Below are 14,306 nucleotides of genomic sequence, written 5' to 3'. Positions count from 1 at the left end.
TTGGGCGCGACCGCAAAACACGACGCGCCGCCCCGCTGGCGCCTGCATAACGCCACGGCGCTGGCGTGCGCGCTCGTCGCCGTCGTGCTCGCGCGCAGCGTCTTCGTGTCGCTGTACGCGACCGATCTGCCGTTCTGGGATCAATGGGACGCCGAAATCAGAAGGCTGTACAAGCCGTTCGTCGACGGCACGCTCAGCCTGTCCGACCTGTTTGCGACGCACAACGAGCATCGCGTGTTTTTTTCCCGCGTTCTCGGACTGCTGCTTTTTTGCGCGAACGAGCGGCAGTTCGACAATGTCGTCGCCGCCTTCGCGAACACCATCGTATACGCGGCGATGCTCGGCGCGTTCGCCGCGCCGTATTTCCACGAACTGGACCGTCGCAGCCTGTTGTCGGCCGGCCTTGCCGTCGTCGCGCTCGGCAGCCTGCCCTACGGGTGGGAAAACATCACGATCGGCTTTCAGAACCAGTTCTATTTCGAAGGCCTGTGGGCGTTCGCGGCAATCGGCGCGCTCGCGTTCGGCCGCGGCGATCGCTGGACGCCCGTCGTTGCGGCCGTCGGCGCCGGGCTGTGCGGACTGTTCACGCTCGCGAGCGGGATGCTCGCCGCGCCGGCGATCATCGTCGCCGCGCTGTGCCTGTACCGCGGCGGCGCGCTGCGAGGACGTCCGTTCGTCGCGGTCGTCCTCGCGGCGAGCGCCCTCTTCGTGTTCGGGCTGCAGTTGATTCCGACGCTGCCGCAGCATTCGGGCCTGCGTGCGGGCAGCGCGACGGAGCTCGTCTCCGCCGCAATGACGGCGCTTTGCTGGCCACTGCCGGCAAGTCCGATCTCGCTGCCGCTGGTCTGGTGGCCGTGCGCGCTGTGGGTGTGGCGACTGGTGCGCGGGCCCGCGACGATGCCGCGCCTGGACGTCTTCCTGTTCGGCGTCGCGGCGTGGGCCGCACTGCACGCCGTCGCCATCGCCGCGGCGCGCGGACACGGCGGCCTGGCGTTCGTCGCGAGCCGCTACACCGAGACGCTCGCGCTCGGCGGCGCGGCCAATCTGCTGCTGGCGCTGCGCATCGTGCAGTCGCTGCGCGAGCGCGACGACGCCCGCGCGGCCGGGCTCGGTGCCGTCGTCGTCGTCGCAACGGCCGGTTTTCTCTTCTGTCTGGGCGGCTGGTCGATCCGCGGCGCCGCGGCGCTGGCGCCGAGGGCCGAGCAGCAAAAGATCGCCGCGGGCAACATCGCCGCGTTCCTCGCCGGCGCGGGCCCTTCGGCGCTCGCCGGCAAGTCGCCCGACGAGATTTCGCATCCGTCGGCGACGCGCGTGATCGGGCTACTGTCCGACCCGACGGTACGCGCGATGATGCCGTCCTCGGTCGCCGCAGCGGTGCCGATCGCGTGGCCCGACTGCGCGCTGCTTTCGTCGCCGGGGGCCTACCCGACGACGCCGGCGCTCGCGACGCGAGCCGTCGGCACGTTTTCGCCGGTTGTCGGCAACGCGAACGTCGGCCGCTGCGTCAGCAGCCCGGTGCCGACCAGGCGCTCCTACGTGCGGATATCGACGGCGGGCTATCTGAGCGAGCCGAAGATGCATCTGGCGCTGGAAAGCACCGACGGGCGCCCGCCGGTCGCGCTCGCGCGCTCGACGCCGGACCACGAAGCCTGGCAGGCGCACCGCCTCGCCGCGCCGTCGGCGACCTACGTCGTCGTCGCCGCCGACGAAAATCCGGACTATTGGTTCGCGTTCGGCGAACCGGTCGAACAGGGTCGCCTTTCGGCGCTCGCGGCCGACACGGCCGCGCGGCTGCGGCGTCTGGTCGAGGCCCGGTGAGACGCGCGATATGACGACCTTCAAGCCGATGTGTAAAGATGGCGGACGGGTTTCGCGGATCGGACGCGTCGCGCGCCGTACCGCCCCCGATTCGCACCGTCGCAACGCCCGGCTCGCCGCTTCGGCGCGCGGAACCTGCACGACCGCGACAATCATTACGGCCCGCGCCTCCCCTGACCGGGCCGTCTAAAGCTGAGACCTGCAATGTCCGATACGAATCTCGAACTCGACAAGCTGTATCACCAGCGCTTTCCGGAAGCCGAACTCGCACGCAAGCACGCGATCTGGAAAGTCCTGTGCACCGAATTCTTCAGCCGCTACGTGAAGCCGACCGATACGGTCGTGGACATCGGTGCGGGCTATTGCGAATTCATCAACAACATTCCGGCCGCGCGCAAGATTGCGGTCGACCTCAACCCCGACGTGCGGCGCTTCGCCAAGCCGGAGGTCGAGGTCATCAACGAATCGTGCACCGCGATCAGCAAGATCGAAGCGGCGAGCGTCGACGCGGTGTTCATGAGCAATTTCCTCGAGCACCTGCCGAACAAGGACCTCGTGCTCGATACGTTCCGCGAAGCGCGCCGCATCCTGAAGCCCGGCGGCCGTGTGATCGTGCTGCAGCCGAACATCCGCTACCTGCCCGGCGAATACTGGGATTTCTTCGACCACCACACGCCGCTGACCGAGCGCAGTCTGGTCGAAGGCCTGCAACTGGCCGGACTCGATCCGCAAGTGGTCGTCGCGCGGTTTCTGCCGTACACGACGAAGAGCCGCCTGCCGCAGGCGCCGTGGCTGGTGTCGCTGTACCTGAAGGTTCCGCTCGCGTGGCGCTTTCTCGGCAAGCAGGCGCTGGTCGTCGCGAGCAAGGGCGCTCCGTGATCGAATCGAACGCCCCCCGCGCGACGACGCGGCGTCGCGGGAATCGCCGCGCGGGCTCGCCGGCGCATCGCCGCAGTTTTTCAAGTTCGTCGCCGTCAGCGGCGTCGCCGCGGCGACGAATTTCTTCTCGCGCATGCTGTTCAGCCTCGTCGCGCCGTACCCCGTGGCGATCGTGCTGGCTTACTGCCTCGGCATGACGGTCGCATTCTCGCTGAACCGCTGGCTCGTGTTCTCCGAGTCGACGAACTCTCTGCGCAAGCAGATGGTGTTCTTCGTGCTCGTCAACCTGTTCGGACTGGCGCAGACGCTCGTCGTGAGCCTCGTGCTCGCGCACTGGCTGCTGCCGTGGCTCGGCGTGACCACGTACGTCGAGGAGATCGCGCACGCGGTCGGCATCGCGGTGCCGACGGTGAGCAGCTACCTCGGTCACAAATACCTTTCGTTTCGCCGGCATTGATGCGCGCGGTTTGAAGCCGCGGCGCGACTCCAACAGCGAGAGTTCAGCATGGCAGCAAGGACCGCCCCTCACAGGCCCTCGCGCAGCGCGCGATTCGTCGCGTGGTTCATCGCGTTTCCGCTCCTGTTTCTGCTGTGGTGCCGCTTCGGCGCGCCGCCGCTCACGACGGACGATCTCGATCCTTCGTGGACGTCGGTGCTGGGCTATGCGTTCCGGCACGGCATGCGCTGGGGCCACGACATCGTGTTCACCTACGGCCCGCTCGGCTTCCTGCATCCGGGCGCCAGCCGGTGGGGGCCGCTCGCCGACGTCTACTGGTGGTCGCAGATCGCGCTCGCCCTCACCCAGGCGGCGCTCGCCGCGGCGCTGTTCGAGGCCGCCGACACGTCGCGGCGCATCGCGCTCGTCGCCGCGGCGCTGATCTGCGCGGTCGGCGTCGCCGGCGACGTGCTCTGGTTCGTCGTGCCGGCGTACGCGCTCGCGGCGATCCTGTACCGATCAAACGATACGTCGTCTCGCGCCGGACTGACTTTGCTCATCGTCGTCTCCGCGACGTACGTGAGCGCCCTCGCGTGCATCAAGTTCAGCCTCGCGCCGCTCGCGGTGCTGTGGTGGTTCGGTGCCAGCGCGGTGCTCGCGCTCAATCGCCGTTTCGGCGCGGCCGCCCTATGCTTCGTTCTGGTGCCCGCGACGTTCCTGGCACTGTGGCTGCTCGCCGGCCAGCACGTCGGCGACATTGGAAGGCAGCTCGCCTACGGCATCGAGATCTCGGCGGGCTACGCGCGCGTGATGAGCGTATTTCCGCGCCTGACGATCGAAATCGCCGGCGCGCTGACGCTCTTCGCCTGCGGCGCGGTCATGCTGCTCGCGCTGTGGCAGCACCGGCGCGCGCTGGCGGTCGTCGTCGTGATCCTGTATTTCGGCGCGGCGCTCTTGCTCGCGTGGCGCTCGGGATTCACCCGCGCCGACCTGCACACGGCGGTCTTCTTCGCCTGTGTCGCGTTTCTGATCCCCCAGCTGCCGCGCATTACCGAGTCGGTGCTGCGTCCGTTCGGCCTTCCCGCGCTCGCGGTCGCCTTGTTTTCGGCCGGCGTGTTCCTGCGCCTGTGGCAGGTCGACGGCCAGCAGCCGCTGCCGCAGCTCGTGACGATCGGCGCGACCCAGATCCGCAACAACTTCTCGTTGCTGACGAACCGCGAAGCGCACAACGCGCCGTTCCCGGCACTCGCGGCACGCGCCGCCGAAACGTTCGCGCTGCCGCGCATCCGCGCCGAAATCGGCGACCGGACGGTCGATCTTGTCGGCTACCAGCAGGCGGTGCTCGAGATCAATCGGTTCAACTACGCGCCTCGTCCGGTCTTTCAGAACTACACGGCGTACACCCGTCCGCTGTCGCGCCTCAACGAGAATTTCCTGCTCGGCGAGCGCGCGCCGGACTACGTGATGCTCTCGTTCTCGCCGATCGACGATCATCTGGCGACGATCGACGATCCGCTGTCGATCCTTTCGCTGCTGCGCCGCTATTCGCCGGTGCTGCTCGAATCGAAGTATCTGCTGCTCAAGAAGGACCGGCCGGCGATGGCGCCGTTCGAGGTTCGGACGCCGGCGACGCCGGCCGCGCTGGGCGACTGGATCGACATCCCGGCCGACGCGCCGGGCGTCGTCCTGTCGTTCTCGGCGCAGTTGAGCCTGCCCGGCAAGCTCGTCTCGGCGCTGCTGCGCGAACCGATCTGGTTCATCGAGGTCGCGCTCGAGGACGGGACGATCCGCCGCCTGCGCATGACGCGCGACGCCGGCGAAACCGGCTTTCTCGTCGCGCCGCTCGTCACCTCGCTCGACGACTTCTCGCGCCTGTTCATGCGCGAGCCGATGCCGCGCGTCGCGCGCGTTCGGCTGCTGCCGCAGCGCGAAGCGCTCGCGTTCCTGCAGCGGCGCGAATTCACGTACGCGCTGACGCCGCTCGCCGAGCGCGATCTGCCGGCGCCGCCCGACGCGGCGCACGCGATCGGCCAGATGTATCCCGGATTCAAGCAGCGCCCGATCCGCGCCGAAGGCATCGTCAATCGCATCGAGGAAGACCAGCGGCCCGCACTGTTCGCGCACGCGCCGAGCACGCTCACGTTTGCCGTCGCGGCCGGCACCTACGTCGTCGAAGGCGAGGCCGGCATCCGCGCCGAGGCGCTGACCGCGCCGCCGTGCGCGCACGGCGACGGCGTCGCGATCGTGGTGCAGGCCGACGGCGGGCCGGCGCAGGAAGTGCTGCGGTTGAATCCGTTCGCGAAAACCGGCGCGCCGAATCCGGCGCGATTCCGCAGCGCCAGGCTGACGCTCGCCGCCGACGCGACCGTGCAGCTTCGCGTCGGTCCCGGCGAGGCGGGCGACCAGGCCTGCGACTGGGCGTATCTGCGCGACGTCGCCATCGTGCCGGACGCGCCATGACGACGGCCGCCGAACCGACGCCGGCACGGTATATCGTCGACGACGCGAACCGCAGCGCGATCCAGTGGGTGCTCGGCGCGCTGCTGGTGCTGGCCGTCGTCCTCGCGCGCTGGATCGTGCTCGCGCGCTGCGGCTCCGACACGCCGTTCTGGGATCAGTGGGACAGCGAGATCGCCGGGCTGTACAAGCCGTTCGTCGAGGGATCTCTCAACCTCGCTCAACTGTTCGCGCCGCACAACGAACACCGCATCGCGTTCTCGCGGCTGTTCAATCTCGCCCTGTTCGCCGGCAACGGCGGCCAGTTCGACAATCTCGTCGAAACGTTCGCGAACGCGGTCCTGTATGCGTTCGTTCTGCTGGTCTGCGTGGGGCCGGTGCTCCGGCGCCTGAGCGGTCCGGCGCTGCTCCTGGGCTGGCTCGTCGCGCTGGCCGTCGGGATCGTGCCGTACGGCTGGGAAAACCTGATCACCGGCTTTCAGAACGCGTTCTACTTCATGAACGGCTTCGCGGCGCTCGCGCTCGCGCTGGCCGCTTTCGGCCGCGGGTACGGCGCCGCGATCGCGTCGGTGCTGCTCGCGGCTGCGTCGCTGTTCACGCTGGCGTCGGGCCTGCTGCTCGCGCCGGTGCTCGCGCTCGTCTGGCTCGCGCGCTGGCGCCACGGCGATGCCGCGCGCGGCACGGCACTGCCCGCCGCCGCCTGCGCCGCGGCGATCGCCGCCGTCGGACTTGCGCTGCTGACGCCGGTTGCGGGCCACGCGGCGCTCAAGGCCCAGGGGCTCGCCGATCTGTACGGCGCCTTCCTGAGCACCACGGCGTGGCCGCTGCCGCCGAGCATCGTCAGCGTCGCGCTACTGTGGTGGCCTTGCGCGATAGTGCTGTGGCGCGTGGCGCATCGTCGCGAATGCCGCGCGATCGACCTGTACCTGCTCGGCATCGCGGCCTGGGCGCTCCTGCAGGGCTCGGCGGTCGCGTGGTCGCGCGGCCACGAGATGGTGATAGCGAGCAGCCGGTACACCGATACGCTCGTGCTCGCGCCGCTCGCCAATTTCGCCCTTGCGATGCGTCTTCTCGCCGTGCCGGCGTCGCTTCGCCGCCACCGTGCGATCGTCGCGGCGGCGGCGGTCTCGGCGCTCGTGGCGACGACGGCATTTGCCGCCTGGGGCATCAAGGGCGCCGCAGCGCTCTCGCGTCATGCCGGCGTCGCGCAGGAGAACCGCACCGTACTCGCCGCGTACATCGCGGGCCAGGGCGCGGCGGCGTTCGACGGCAAGTCCGCGCGCGCGATCTCGTACCCGTCGCGCGAACGTCTCGCGCTGCTGCTCGACGACGAAACGACGCGCCAGCTGTTGCCGTCGTCGATTCGAGCGCCGCTGTCGAACCGCACGGGCGGCTGCAGCGGCTTCGAGTATCCGGGCGTCGACGCGGCGACGCCGGCGCTGGCGCATGCGGTCGGGTCGTATTCGGCATCGGTCGGCGACGGCGCCGTCGGGGCGTGCGCCGGCAATGCGGTGGCGCCGCGTCTGCCCTACGTCGTGATCCGCTTCGCCGGCTATCTCGGCGATCCGGGGGTGACGTTCACGCTGTACCGCAACGACGCGCGCGGCACCGCGATGGCGCTGCCGCCGCACGGCGCCGGCTGGACGCCCGTGGCGATGGCTGCCGAAGGCCCGCTGCGCTGGGAGGCGCGCGACGCCAATACCGCGTCGTGGTTCGCATTCACGCTTCCGGCCGAGGCGGGAAGTTTGACCGCGCGCGTGCAGTCGATGCTGCCGTGGCTGCGCCTGCCGTGGATTCTCGACTGATCCGCGAATTGAACGAGTGATTCACAAACGGGTAAGTGGCTGGGGGTATGCTGTCCGGCAACAAGCATTGGCCCGAGTCTTGCTCGCTCCGCGCCATGCGACGTGGAGGCGGCAGATGAGAGATTGGAAGTACCTTGCGATATCGATTCCGGCACTGCTCGGATCGCCTGTCGCATTTGCGCTCAACGTGACGCAACCCGACGGCGGGGCGCACATCGTCGTTGCCGGCGACGACTACGCCACGCGCCAGTTCTCCGATCCGTGGGACATGAACAACGCGCTCGACGTGGCCACGGCCGAGTCCGGCGGCGTCACGGCGCAGACGTTTTCCGGCGGCATCTTCAGTTTCAACACGACGAGCGCCGACGCCGGTTTCTACGCGCTCAATCCCGGACTCGGCGGTACGATCAATCTGAGCCGAGGCGCGGCCCGTCCGATCGTGACGAGCCGCTATCGCTACGTGACGATGAAGATCCGCATGACCGCGGCGAGCGGTCCGGCGCTGACCGCGCAGCAGCCGTCGCAGGTGTTCTTCCTGCGCGACGGCGAAAGCTCCGGCAACGGCACCTTTGGTTTCACCAATTTTCTCAACGTCACGCCGAACCAGTGGCAGATCGTCACGTTCGACATGATCGGCAACATTCACCCGAACACGCCGCATACCTGGACGGAATACGCGCAGGTCGGCGGTTTACGCATCGACCCCAACGCCGCGGCGAATGTGCGCGTCGAGATCGACTGGATCCGGCTGACCGCGCCGGCCGTGACCTCGCAGAAATTCACCGTCTCGTGGAGCGATACGCAGTCGGGCACCTATACGATCGGCGCGGTCGACGCGGGCGGCACGGTCGCGACGCTGGCAACCGGCGTCACCGGCACGAGTTTCCAGGCCGACCTGTCGAAGCTGCCGCCCGGCGACTGGCGCATCCGCGTCTCGCGCAGCGGCGCCACCGCCGACAGCGTCGGACTGATACACATCAACGCCCCGCCGCTCGTGGAGGTCACCGCGCCCAACGTGCGCGGCAACCAGGCCGACAGCTACGCGGCCAACGACATCGGCAACGCGTGGGGGCCGATGGATGCCGGCGACATCCTCCTGACCGGCGGGCTGACGAACATTCGCTACGACAATCCGGTCGGCACGTTCTACGCGCGCCCGACGAGCGGCGATCCCGGTTTGATGCTGTCGACCACGCGCAAGGCCATCGACGCCGACTACTATCGTTCGCTCTGCGTGACGATGCAGACGTTTGGCCCGCGAGACGTCGGACTGGGTTCGGTCGCACGTGTCTTCTGGGGAACCTCGACGACGACCATGTCGACGAGCAAGGACATCATCGTCGAGGAAGGCGTCAACGAGTTCTGCATCGAAGACCTTGCCGCCGTCGCGCTGGAAGCGGGCAGTCCTTCGCCGTGGGTCGGCCAGCTGGCGTATTTCAGGCTCGATCCGCACGAGTTCGCGCCGACCGCGTCCTGCACCAACACGCCGAGCCCCGAGACCTGCCGCGACGTGCGCATCTATTCCGTCGTGCTGTCGCCGTTCGCGCGTACGAACCCGGGATACGTCGTGCGCTGGAACCTGACCGACGTCGACACGCCGATCGTTCCGGTCGGTATCGCGCTCGACCCTGACCGCAATCCGGACAACGGGAACGAAATCGCACTGGGAACCGTCAACGCCACGAACGGCGCCGGCGAGTTCGGGTTCATGTCGACCGGCATTCCCGCGGGCAAGTACTACGTGCGACTGCTCGCGTACGACGGCGTCGACGGCGTCACGCGTCATTCCGACGGACCGATCATCGTCGGCCCGCCGCCCGACCGGATTTTCCGCAGCAGTTTCGAATAGGCGGCGCAGCACGCGGCGTCGATGTCGACACCGGCATCGACGCCGCGCAAGCGTCCGAACCGCTACTTCGCGGACTTCGTCGACGCGAGCTTCCTGAGTCGCGCGACCGACCAGGGCTCGCTTGGCGCCGACTCGTCGCGCGCCAGAACCGCGCCGATGTCGGCCGCCCGCGCGGTCAGCGCCGCGGCGACCCGCCGCGATTGCACGACTTGCCACAAGCGGCTGTGCAATCCCGCCAACGCATCGAGCGAGGCGCGCGACAGCGGCGGCACGGCGCCGCCGCGCTGCAGCAGCGCATCGATCGGCGCGACGCGTTCGGGCAGCGCCGGCGCGGCGCGCCCCGACGCGATGCCGCTGCGTTGAAGCCCGGCATCGACGAACGCCGCGACCTCCGCCGCGGACGGCCTGCGCAGTCCGGTCACGCCGGCCGCTTCAAGCGCGTCGAACAACGCCGCGCACGCCGTCTCCGGCGTGGCCAGCACATCGTCATAGCGCACGAAAACGCATGGCAGCGACCGGGTCGCGCGCAGCAGCGCGACGCCGTACGCCTCCCATAGCGCCACCGCCTCGTCGACGGAAAAAACGACGCCGGTGATCTCGGCGCGCTTGGCGAGCGAGGCGACGACGGCCTGCGGCGACCGCGAGCAGACGACCGCGACCGGCCGCTCGCAGTGCTCCAGCCAGTACGGCAAGGTCAGGCACAGGCGCGGATCCTTGATGAACCACGGCCTGTACGCGTCGATGTCGAGCAGCTTGGCGCGCAGATCGGCAACGAGCCCCTGGGGCGGCCGCCAACCGGTGTCGCGAGCCAGAAAACCGTAAACGTCGTACCAGACCGAATCGGTCGCGGCGAGCAATCGGTCGTTCAATTCGACGACATCGCGGCGCTCCCAGAAGCCCTTCGGGTTCTCGCGATTGACCGGCAACCCGCTGCCTTCCGGACCGAAATACATGCCCATGAGGTTGAGCAGGCGCGCAACCATCGACGTGCCCGAGCGGTGCATGCCGCAAACGAAAACCTGCATTGCCGACGCGTACTCCCGGACCGACGAGGATGGACAACGGGACAATTGTAGGCCGGATCGGCCTGCGAGGTCGCGGACTCGCGACACCGACGCAAGTTCCATTGACTGCCGCCGTATGTCCGGTCACGCTCGCAAGTACCGCTTCGTTCGTAGCGGTGAACGCTTTCAGGGGAAGCACATGCTTCGGATACGACAAATCCTGTTTCTGCTGTTGCTCGGTACCGGCGCCGCGTACGCGCAAAACCCGGTGCTGAGTTTCGATCCGCCGGCGCCGGCGGCCCTGCAGCCTTTCTCGCTGCTGGTGGAGACGCTGCAGCTCGATGGACAGTACCTGCGCATTTCCGAAATCACGGTCGGCGCACGCCGCATCACGGTCGTCGTCGATCAGCAGCTCATACCGCAGGCGCCGCCGGCGGTGTATCGCTTTGCGGTCGACGGTCTTCCCGACGGTTCGTATACCGTCGACGTCTACGTGCATCCGATCAGCGTGATGTCGCCCCCGTGGCTGCGCTATTACATGGGCTCGCTGCAACTCGTCGTCGGCCGCGGCTTTGTCGAAGCGCCGGTACCCGCGGGCAATCGCTGGACCTGGTTCGCGCTCGGCGCCGGTCTCGTCGCTCTTGCCGTCGGACAGCGACGACGCATCGCGGCGTTCGCGGCGATGCGTCGCCCTCTCTGACGTCCGGCTCGCGCGCCGGCGACCGTCACGGCTCGCCGGCGCCGCTCCGGAACGCGTAGCTCGCGCGCGGCGGCCACGCGAGCTCGAACGGTTCGGTGTCGAGCGACAGGTTCGGGTTGTACGCCGGGTCGGCGAGAAGACGCTCGCCCCAGCGCTCCTGCATGAAACGGATCTCGCGATGGAAGCGCGCCAGTTTCTCGGGCGAGTCTTCGTAGCCGCGCGACGCCGATTCGTGGTGATACAGCTCGGCGTGCGGCGTCCACACGATGCGCAGGCCGAGTTGGAGGATGCGCAGGCAGAAATCGATGTCGTTGAACGCGACACTGAGGCCCTCGTCGAGGCCGCCGACCTTCTCGTACACGTCGCGACGCAGCAACAGGCATGCCGCCGTGACGCTCGACAGGTTCTGCACGAGATTGGCGCGGTTCATCTGTCCTGCGCAGGCACGCGGCATGCGCTGGTACGAATGGCCTGCGACGCCCCCGAAGCCCACGACGACGCCCGCGTGCTGGATGCGATCGTCCGGGTAGTACAGTTTCGCGCCGACCGCGCCGACGTCGTCGCGCACCGCGTACGCGACGAGTTCGCGCAGCCAGCCCGGATCGATCACTTCGATGTCGTTGTTGATGAGACCGATCACGTCGCCGCGCGCCTGCGCCGCCGCGAAATTGTTGAGCGCCGAGAAATTGAACGGCCGGTCGTACGGCAATATCCGCACGCGCGGTTCGTTCTTGAGCCGATCGAAATACGCGAGCGTCGCCGGTTCGCTCGACTGGTTGTCGACGACCAGGATTTCGAGCGCGGGATAGTCGGTCCGGTCGAGCAGGCCGTCGACGCACATTCGCAACAACTCCACTTTGTCGCGCGTCGGCACGATCAGGCTGACGAGCGGCAGCGGATCGGGCAGCGCGTAGCGGCTGCGGAAATAGCCCTTGTCGGTCAGTTCCACGGCGGCCGCTTCGCCCACGCGCGCGAAGTGATCCTGCAGCGCGCGCTGCGATGCGTCGTGGGTGTAGTTCTTTTCGCTGCCCGCGCGCGCGGTGGAGCCGGCCACCGAACGCCAGTGGTACAGCACATGCGGGATGTGCGCGATCTGCCCGGGCCTGAGGCGCTCGATGCAGCGCAGCGCGAGATCGTAGTCCTGGCTGCCTTCGTAGCCGAGCCGGAAACCGCCCGCCTCGCGCACGAGCGAGGCGCGGTAAACGCTCAGATGGCTCAGGTAGTTCTGGCTGTGGAACAGCGCCGGATTCCAATCGGGCTTGAAGTACGGATCGTAGCGGCGCCCCTGCTCGTCGAGCTTGTCCTCGTCGGTATAGACGAGGCCGAGTTCGGGATCTTCGACGAGACGCTGCGCGACGAGATACAGCGAGTGCGGACGCAGCTCGTCGTCGTGGTCGAGCAGCGCGACGTAGTCGCCGTCCGCGATCTCGAGCGCGCTGTTGCTCGCGGCCGAAATATGGCCGTTCGTTTCGCGCAGCGCCAGGCGAATGCGCGCGTCGCGCGCGGCATACTCCCGCAGGATCGGCCGCACATGCGGCTGCGTCGAAGCGTCGTCCGCCAGACACAGCTGCCACTCGCCGTAGGCCTGTTCCAGCACGCTTTCGATGCAGCGGCGCAGCCACCGTTCCGGCGTGTTGTATACCGGTACGAGAATGGAAATTTTCGGCCGCCGCGGCATGCGGGCGACGGCGGCGGCGAGCCGTTCGAGATCCTCGACGCTCAGCGTGTCGAAGCGCGCCACCCAGTTCGCGTAGCCGAGATCGCGCTGGCGGTCTTCGTGCAGCGCGCGCAACCGGCTTTCCACTTCGGCGATGCCGCCTCTGCGCCACGCCTTGTACGCATCGCCGAACGCCATCGACAGGTGGCGCGGGGAGCGTCTCAACTGCGCGAGCGTCGGTCCGGCAAGTCGCAGCGCCGCCTCGATCGCACTGAGTTTGCGCAGACGAAAATCGCCGAGCGAAAACGCGCACGGCTGCGTCGAGGGATCAAAACGCAGCGAACGAACGTCGCCTTCGAACTTCACCAGCACGCATTGCGACGACTGCAGCGGATCGAAGCGCAGGACGATCTTGCCGGCCTCGCCCATCCCGCTGCCGTAGTCGACGTAGAGGGACGGCTCGACCAGCGCGGTAGTGTCGGCAAGGTCGATCCGCGCCCTCAGGCTGTACCAGCCCGAACTCGGCATGCCGGCACTTTTGGCTACCAGCAGGAAGCGCGGATCTTCGCCGCTGGATCGCCACACCGTCGCACCGTCCTGCGTCGCGACCGCCGCGACGTCGCCCAGCGGCTGCGCTGCGAACCGATGTACGCGCCACAGGTCTAGCAGTGCGCCGACGTTGCGCCGCAGATGCCGGACGAACGCAATCGCGCCGTTGCGCGCGCGACGCCACCCGCTCGGCGCATTCAGTCGCGCGAGCAGGGACGCGAATTCGTTCTGCTGGTGAACTTGTTTCGCCGTGGTCTGAGCCAGTGCGTGTTCGACCGCCGCGAAGGCGCGGCGCAAGGCGTCCAGCTCGCCGCGCATCGACGCGCGTTCTTCCTGCAGGGCCTGCAGCGTCGTTTCGCGCTCCGCCTGCGTCCGCGCCTCGAACGCGGACAGCAGCTCGTGCGTCAGCCCTTCCATCTGCCGCAACAGACCGTCGGTGCGCGCGTCGAATTCGATCGTCGACTGATCCTGTGCGGCCGAAAGTTGCGCCAGGTGATACTCGGCCTCGCCGAGCCGTCGTTCCGTATCGATCTGCGCCCTGCGCAGCCGGTCCGCCTCCGGCGACTCCGTTTCGCGCCGATGTTCCGTCTCGCTCGATCCGGCCAGCAGCTGGTCGCGATCCACGCCCAGCAGATGCAAGCCGATCTGCGCCGACTCGGTTTCGCTCATCGTCTCGTGCATCCATTCCACGTCGAGCGCGACCGGCGCGCGCCGCGCGCGAATCTCGGCCGGCCAGACGAGTTCGAGATACGGGTCCTGGTCGATCGCCCAGAACGCGAGCGGTTGATCCGCGGTACGCGGCAGGCGCACGCCGCCGACCGCGCCCACGCCGGGACCGGAAGTCTCGTAGCGGACCAGTTCCTCGCCCGAATCGGGATCGCGCCAGCACACGCCGAGTATCGAATAGACGCCGGCTTCGGCCGTTGGATCGAATCGCACCGAAACGAGCTCGTTCGCCGAATCCACCGCGAAGCGCGTACGGGTGCCGTTCGCGCATGCGACCGCGTCGCCGACGACGACGTGCCGCTCGCTGTAGTGGTCGCCGTGGCGACGCAGATAGAGTTTGCTCACCGCGCTTCCCCTTCGATCCGGCCATCCCGTCCGGCATGCACTGTCCATTTCGAACCGTCGCGCATTGCTGCGCGCCGGATC

At 68.3% G+C, this 14,306-nt stretch carries 9 protein-coding genes; 7 read left to right on the top strand and 2 right to left on the bottom strand.

The genetic code is table 11. From position 1 onward, the window contains the following. The 6 genes from OD750_RS00910 to OD750_RS00885 all read left to right on the top strand — a co-directional run bounded on the left by OD750_RS00910 (position 1) and on the right by OD750_RS00885 (position 9,244). Positions 1 to 1,818 (top strand): hypothetical protein, encoded by a 1,818-nt coding sequence (locus tag OD750_RS00910; RefSeq protein WP_263544517.1) that lies wholly within the window; start codon positions 1 to 3, stop codon positions 1,816 to 1,818. Between the two features lie 204 nt (positions 1,819 to 2,022). Continuing rightward, complete coding sequence (locus tag OD750_RS00905) at positions 2,023 to 2,697, top strand: class I SAM-dependent methyltransferase (protein ID WP_263544516.1); 675 nt, start codon at positions 2,023 to 2,025, stop codon at positions 2,695 to 2,697. Positions 2,698 to 2,701: 4 nt separating this feature from the next. After that, on the top strand, positions 2,702 to 3,154 hold the full coding sequence (locus OD750_RS00900; RefSeq protein ID WP_263544592.1) for a GtrA family protein: 453 nt from the start codon (positions 2,702 to 2,704) through the stop codon (positions 3,152 to 3,154). A gap of 48 nt (positions 3,155 to 3,202) precedes the next feature. Beyond that, complete coding sequence (locus OD750_RS00895) at positions 3,203 to 5,593, top strand: hypothetical protein (RefSeq protein ID WP_263544515.1); 2,391 nt, start codon at positions 3,203 to 3,205, stop codon at positions 5,591 to 5,593. Then, complete coding sequence (locus OD750_RS00890) at positions 5,590 to 7,395, top strand: hypothetical protein (protein ID WP_263544514.1); 1,806 nt, start codon at positions 5,590 to 5,592, stop codon at positions 7,393 to 7,395. The genes OD750_RS00895 and OD750_RS00890 overlap by 4 nt, the downstream gene beginning before the upstream one ends. A 115-nt stretch (positions 7,396 to 7,510) precedes the next feature. Beyond that, a complete protein-coding gene (locus OD750_RS00885) occupies positions 7,511 to 9,244 on the top strand; it encodes a hypothetical protein (protein WP_263544513.1) in 1,734 nt (577 codons plus the stop codon). A 62-nt stretch (positions 9,245 to 9,306) separates the two neighbouring features. On the opposite strand, the gene OD750_RS00880 is transcribed toward OD750_RS00885, so the two are convergent. Further along, positions 9,307 to 10,269, bottom strand: a complete 963-nt coding sequence (locus OD750_RS00880; protein ID WP_263544512.1) for a sulfotransferase family protein — start codon at positions 10,267 to 10,269, stop codon at positions 9,307 to 9,309. A 178-nt stretch (positions 10,270 to 10,447) separates the two neighbouring features. Here OD750_RS00880 and OD750_RS00875 point away from each other — a divergent pair, with 178 nt between their 5' ends. Further along, positions 10,448 to 10,948 carry a hypothetical protein gene (locus tag OD750_RS00875; protein WP_263544511.1) on the top strand — a complete coding sequence of 167 codons (501 nt, stop codon included), beginning with the start codon at positions 10,448 to 10,450 and terminating at the stop codon, positions 10,946 to 10,948. 25 nt (positions 10,949 to 10,973) lie between these two features. Here the strand turns inward: OD750_RS00875 and OD750_RS00870 are convergent, their stop codons facing one another. Further along, on the bottom strand, positions 10,974 to 14,225 hold the full coding sequence (locus OD750_RS00870) for a glycosyltransferase (RefSeq protein ID WP_263544510.1): 3,252 nt from the start codon (positions 14,223 to 14,225) through the stop codon (positions 10,974 to 10,976). Between the last annotated feature and the right edge of the window lie 81 nt (positions 14,226 to 14,306).

The organism is Tahibacter soli (assembly GCF_025717065.2).
Taxonomy (GTDB): domain Bacteria; phylum Pseudomonadota; class Gammaproteobacteria; order Xanthomonadales; family Rhodanobacteraceae; genus Tahibacter; species Tahibacter soli.
This window is presented reverse-complemented; position numbering and strand designations above follow the sequence as displayed.

Excerpts from the sequence above, each read along its gene's own strand:
- OD750_RS00905 (WP_263544516.1), top strand. The coding sequence starts at position 2,023 with ATGTCCGATACGAATCTCGAACTCGACAAGCTGTATCACCAGCGCTTT.
- OD750_RS00895 (WP_263544515.1), top strand. The coding sequence starts at position 3,203 with ATGGCAGCAAGGACCGCCCCTCACAGGCCCTCGCGCAGCGCGCGATTC.
- OD750_RS00890 (WP_263544514.1), top strand. The coding sequence starts at position 5,590 with ATGACGACGGCCGCCGAACCGACGCCGGCACGGTATATCGTCGACGAC.
- OD750_RS00885 (WP_263544513.1), top strand. The coding sequence starts at position 7,511 with ATGAGAGATTGGAAGTACCTTGCGATATCGATTCCGGCACTGCTCGGA.
- OD750_RS00880 (WP_263544512.1), bottom strand. The coding sequence starts at position 10,269 with ATGCAGGTTTTCGTTTGCGGCATGCACCGCTCGGGCACGTCGATGGTT.
- OD750_RS00875 (WP_263544511.1), top strand. The coding sequence starts at position 10,448 with ATGCTTCGGATACGACAAATCCTGTTTCTGCTGTTGCTCGGTACCGGC.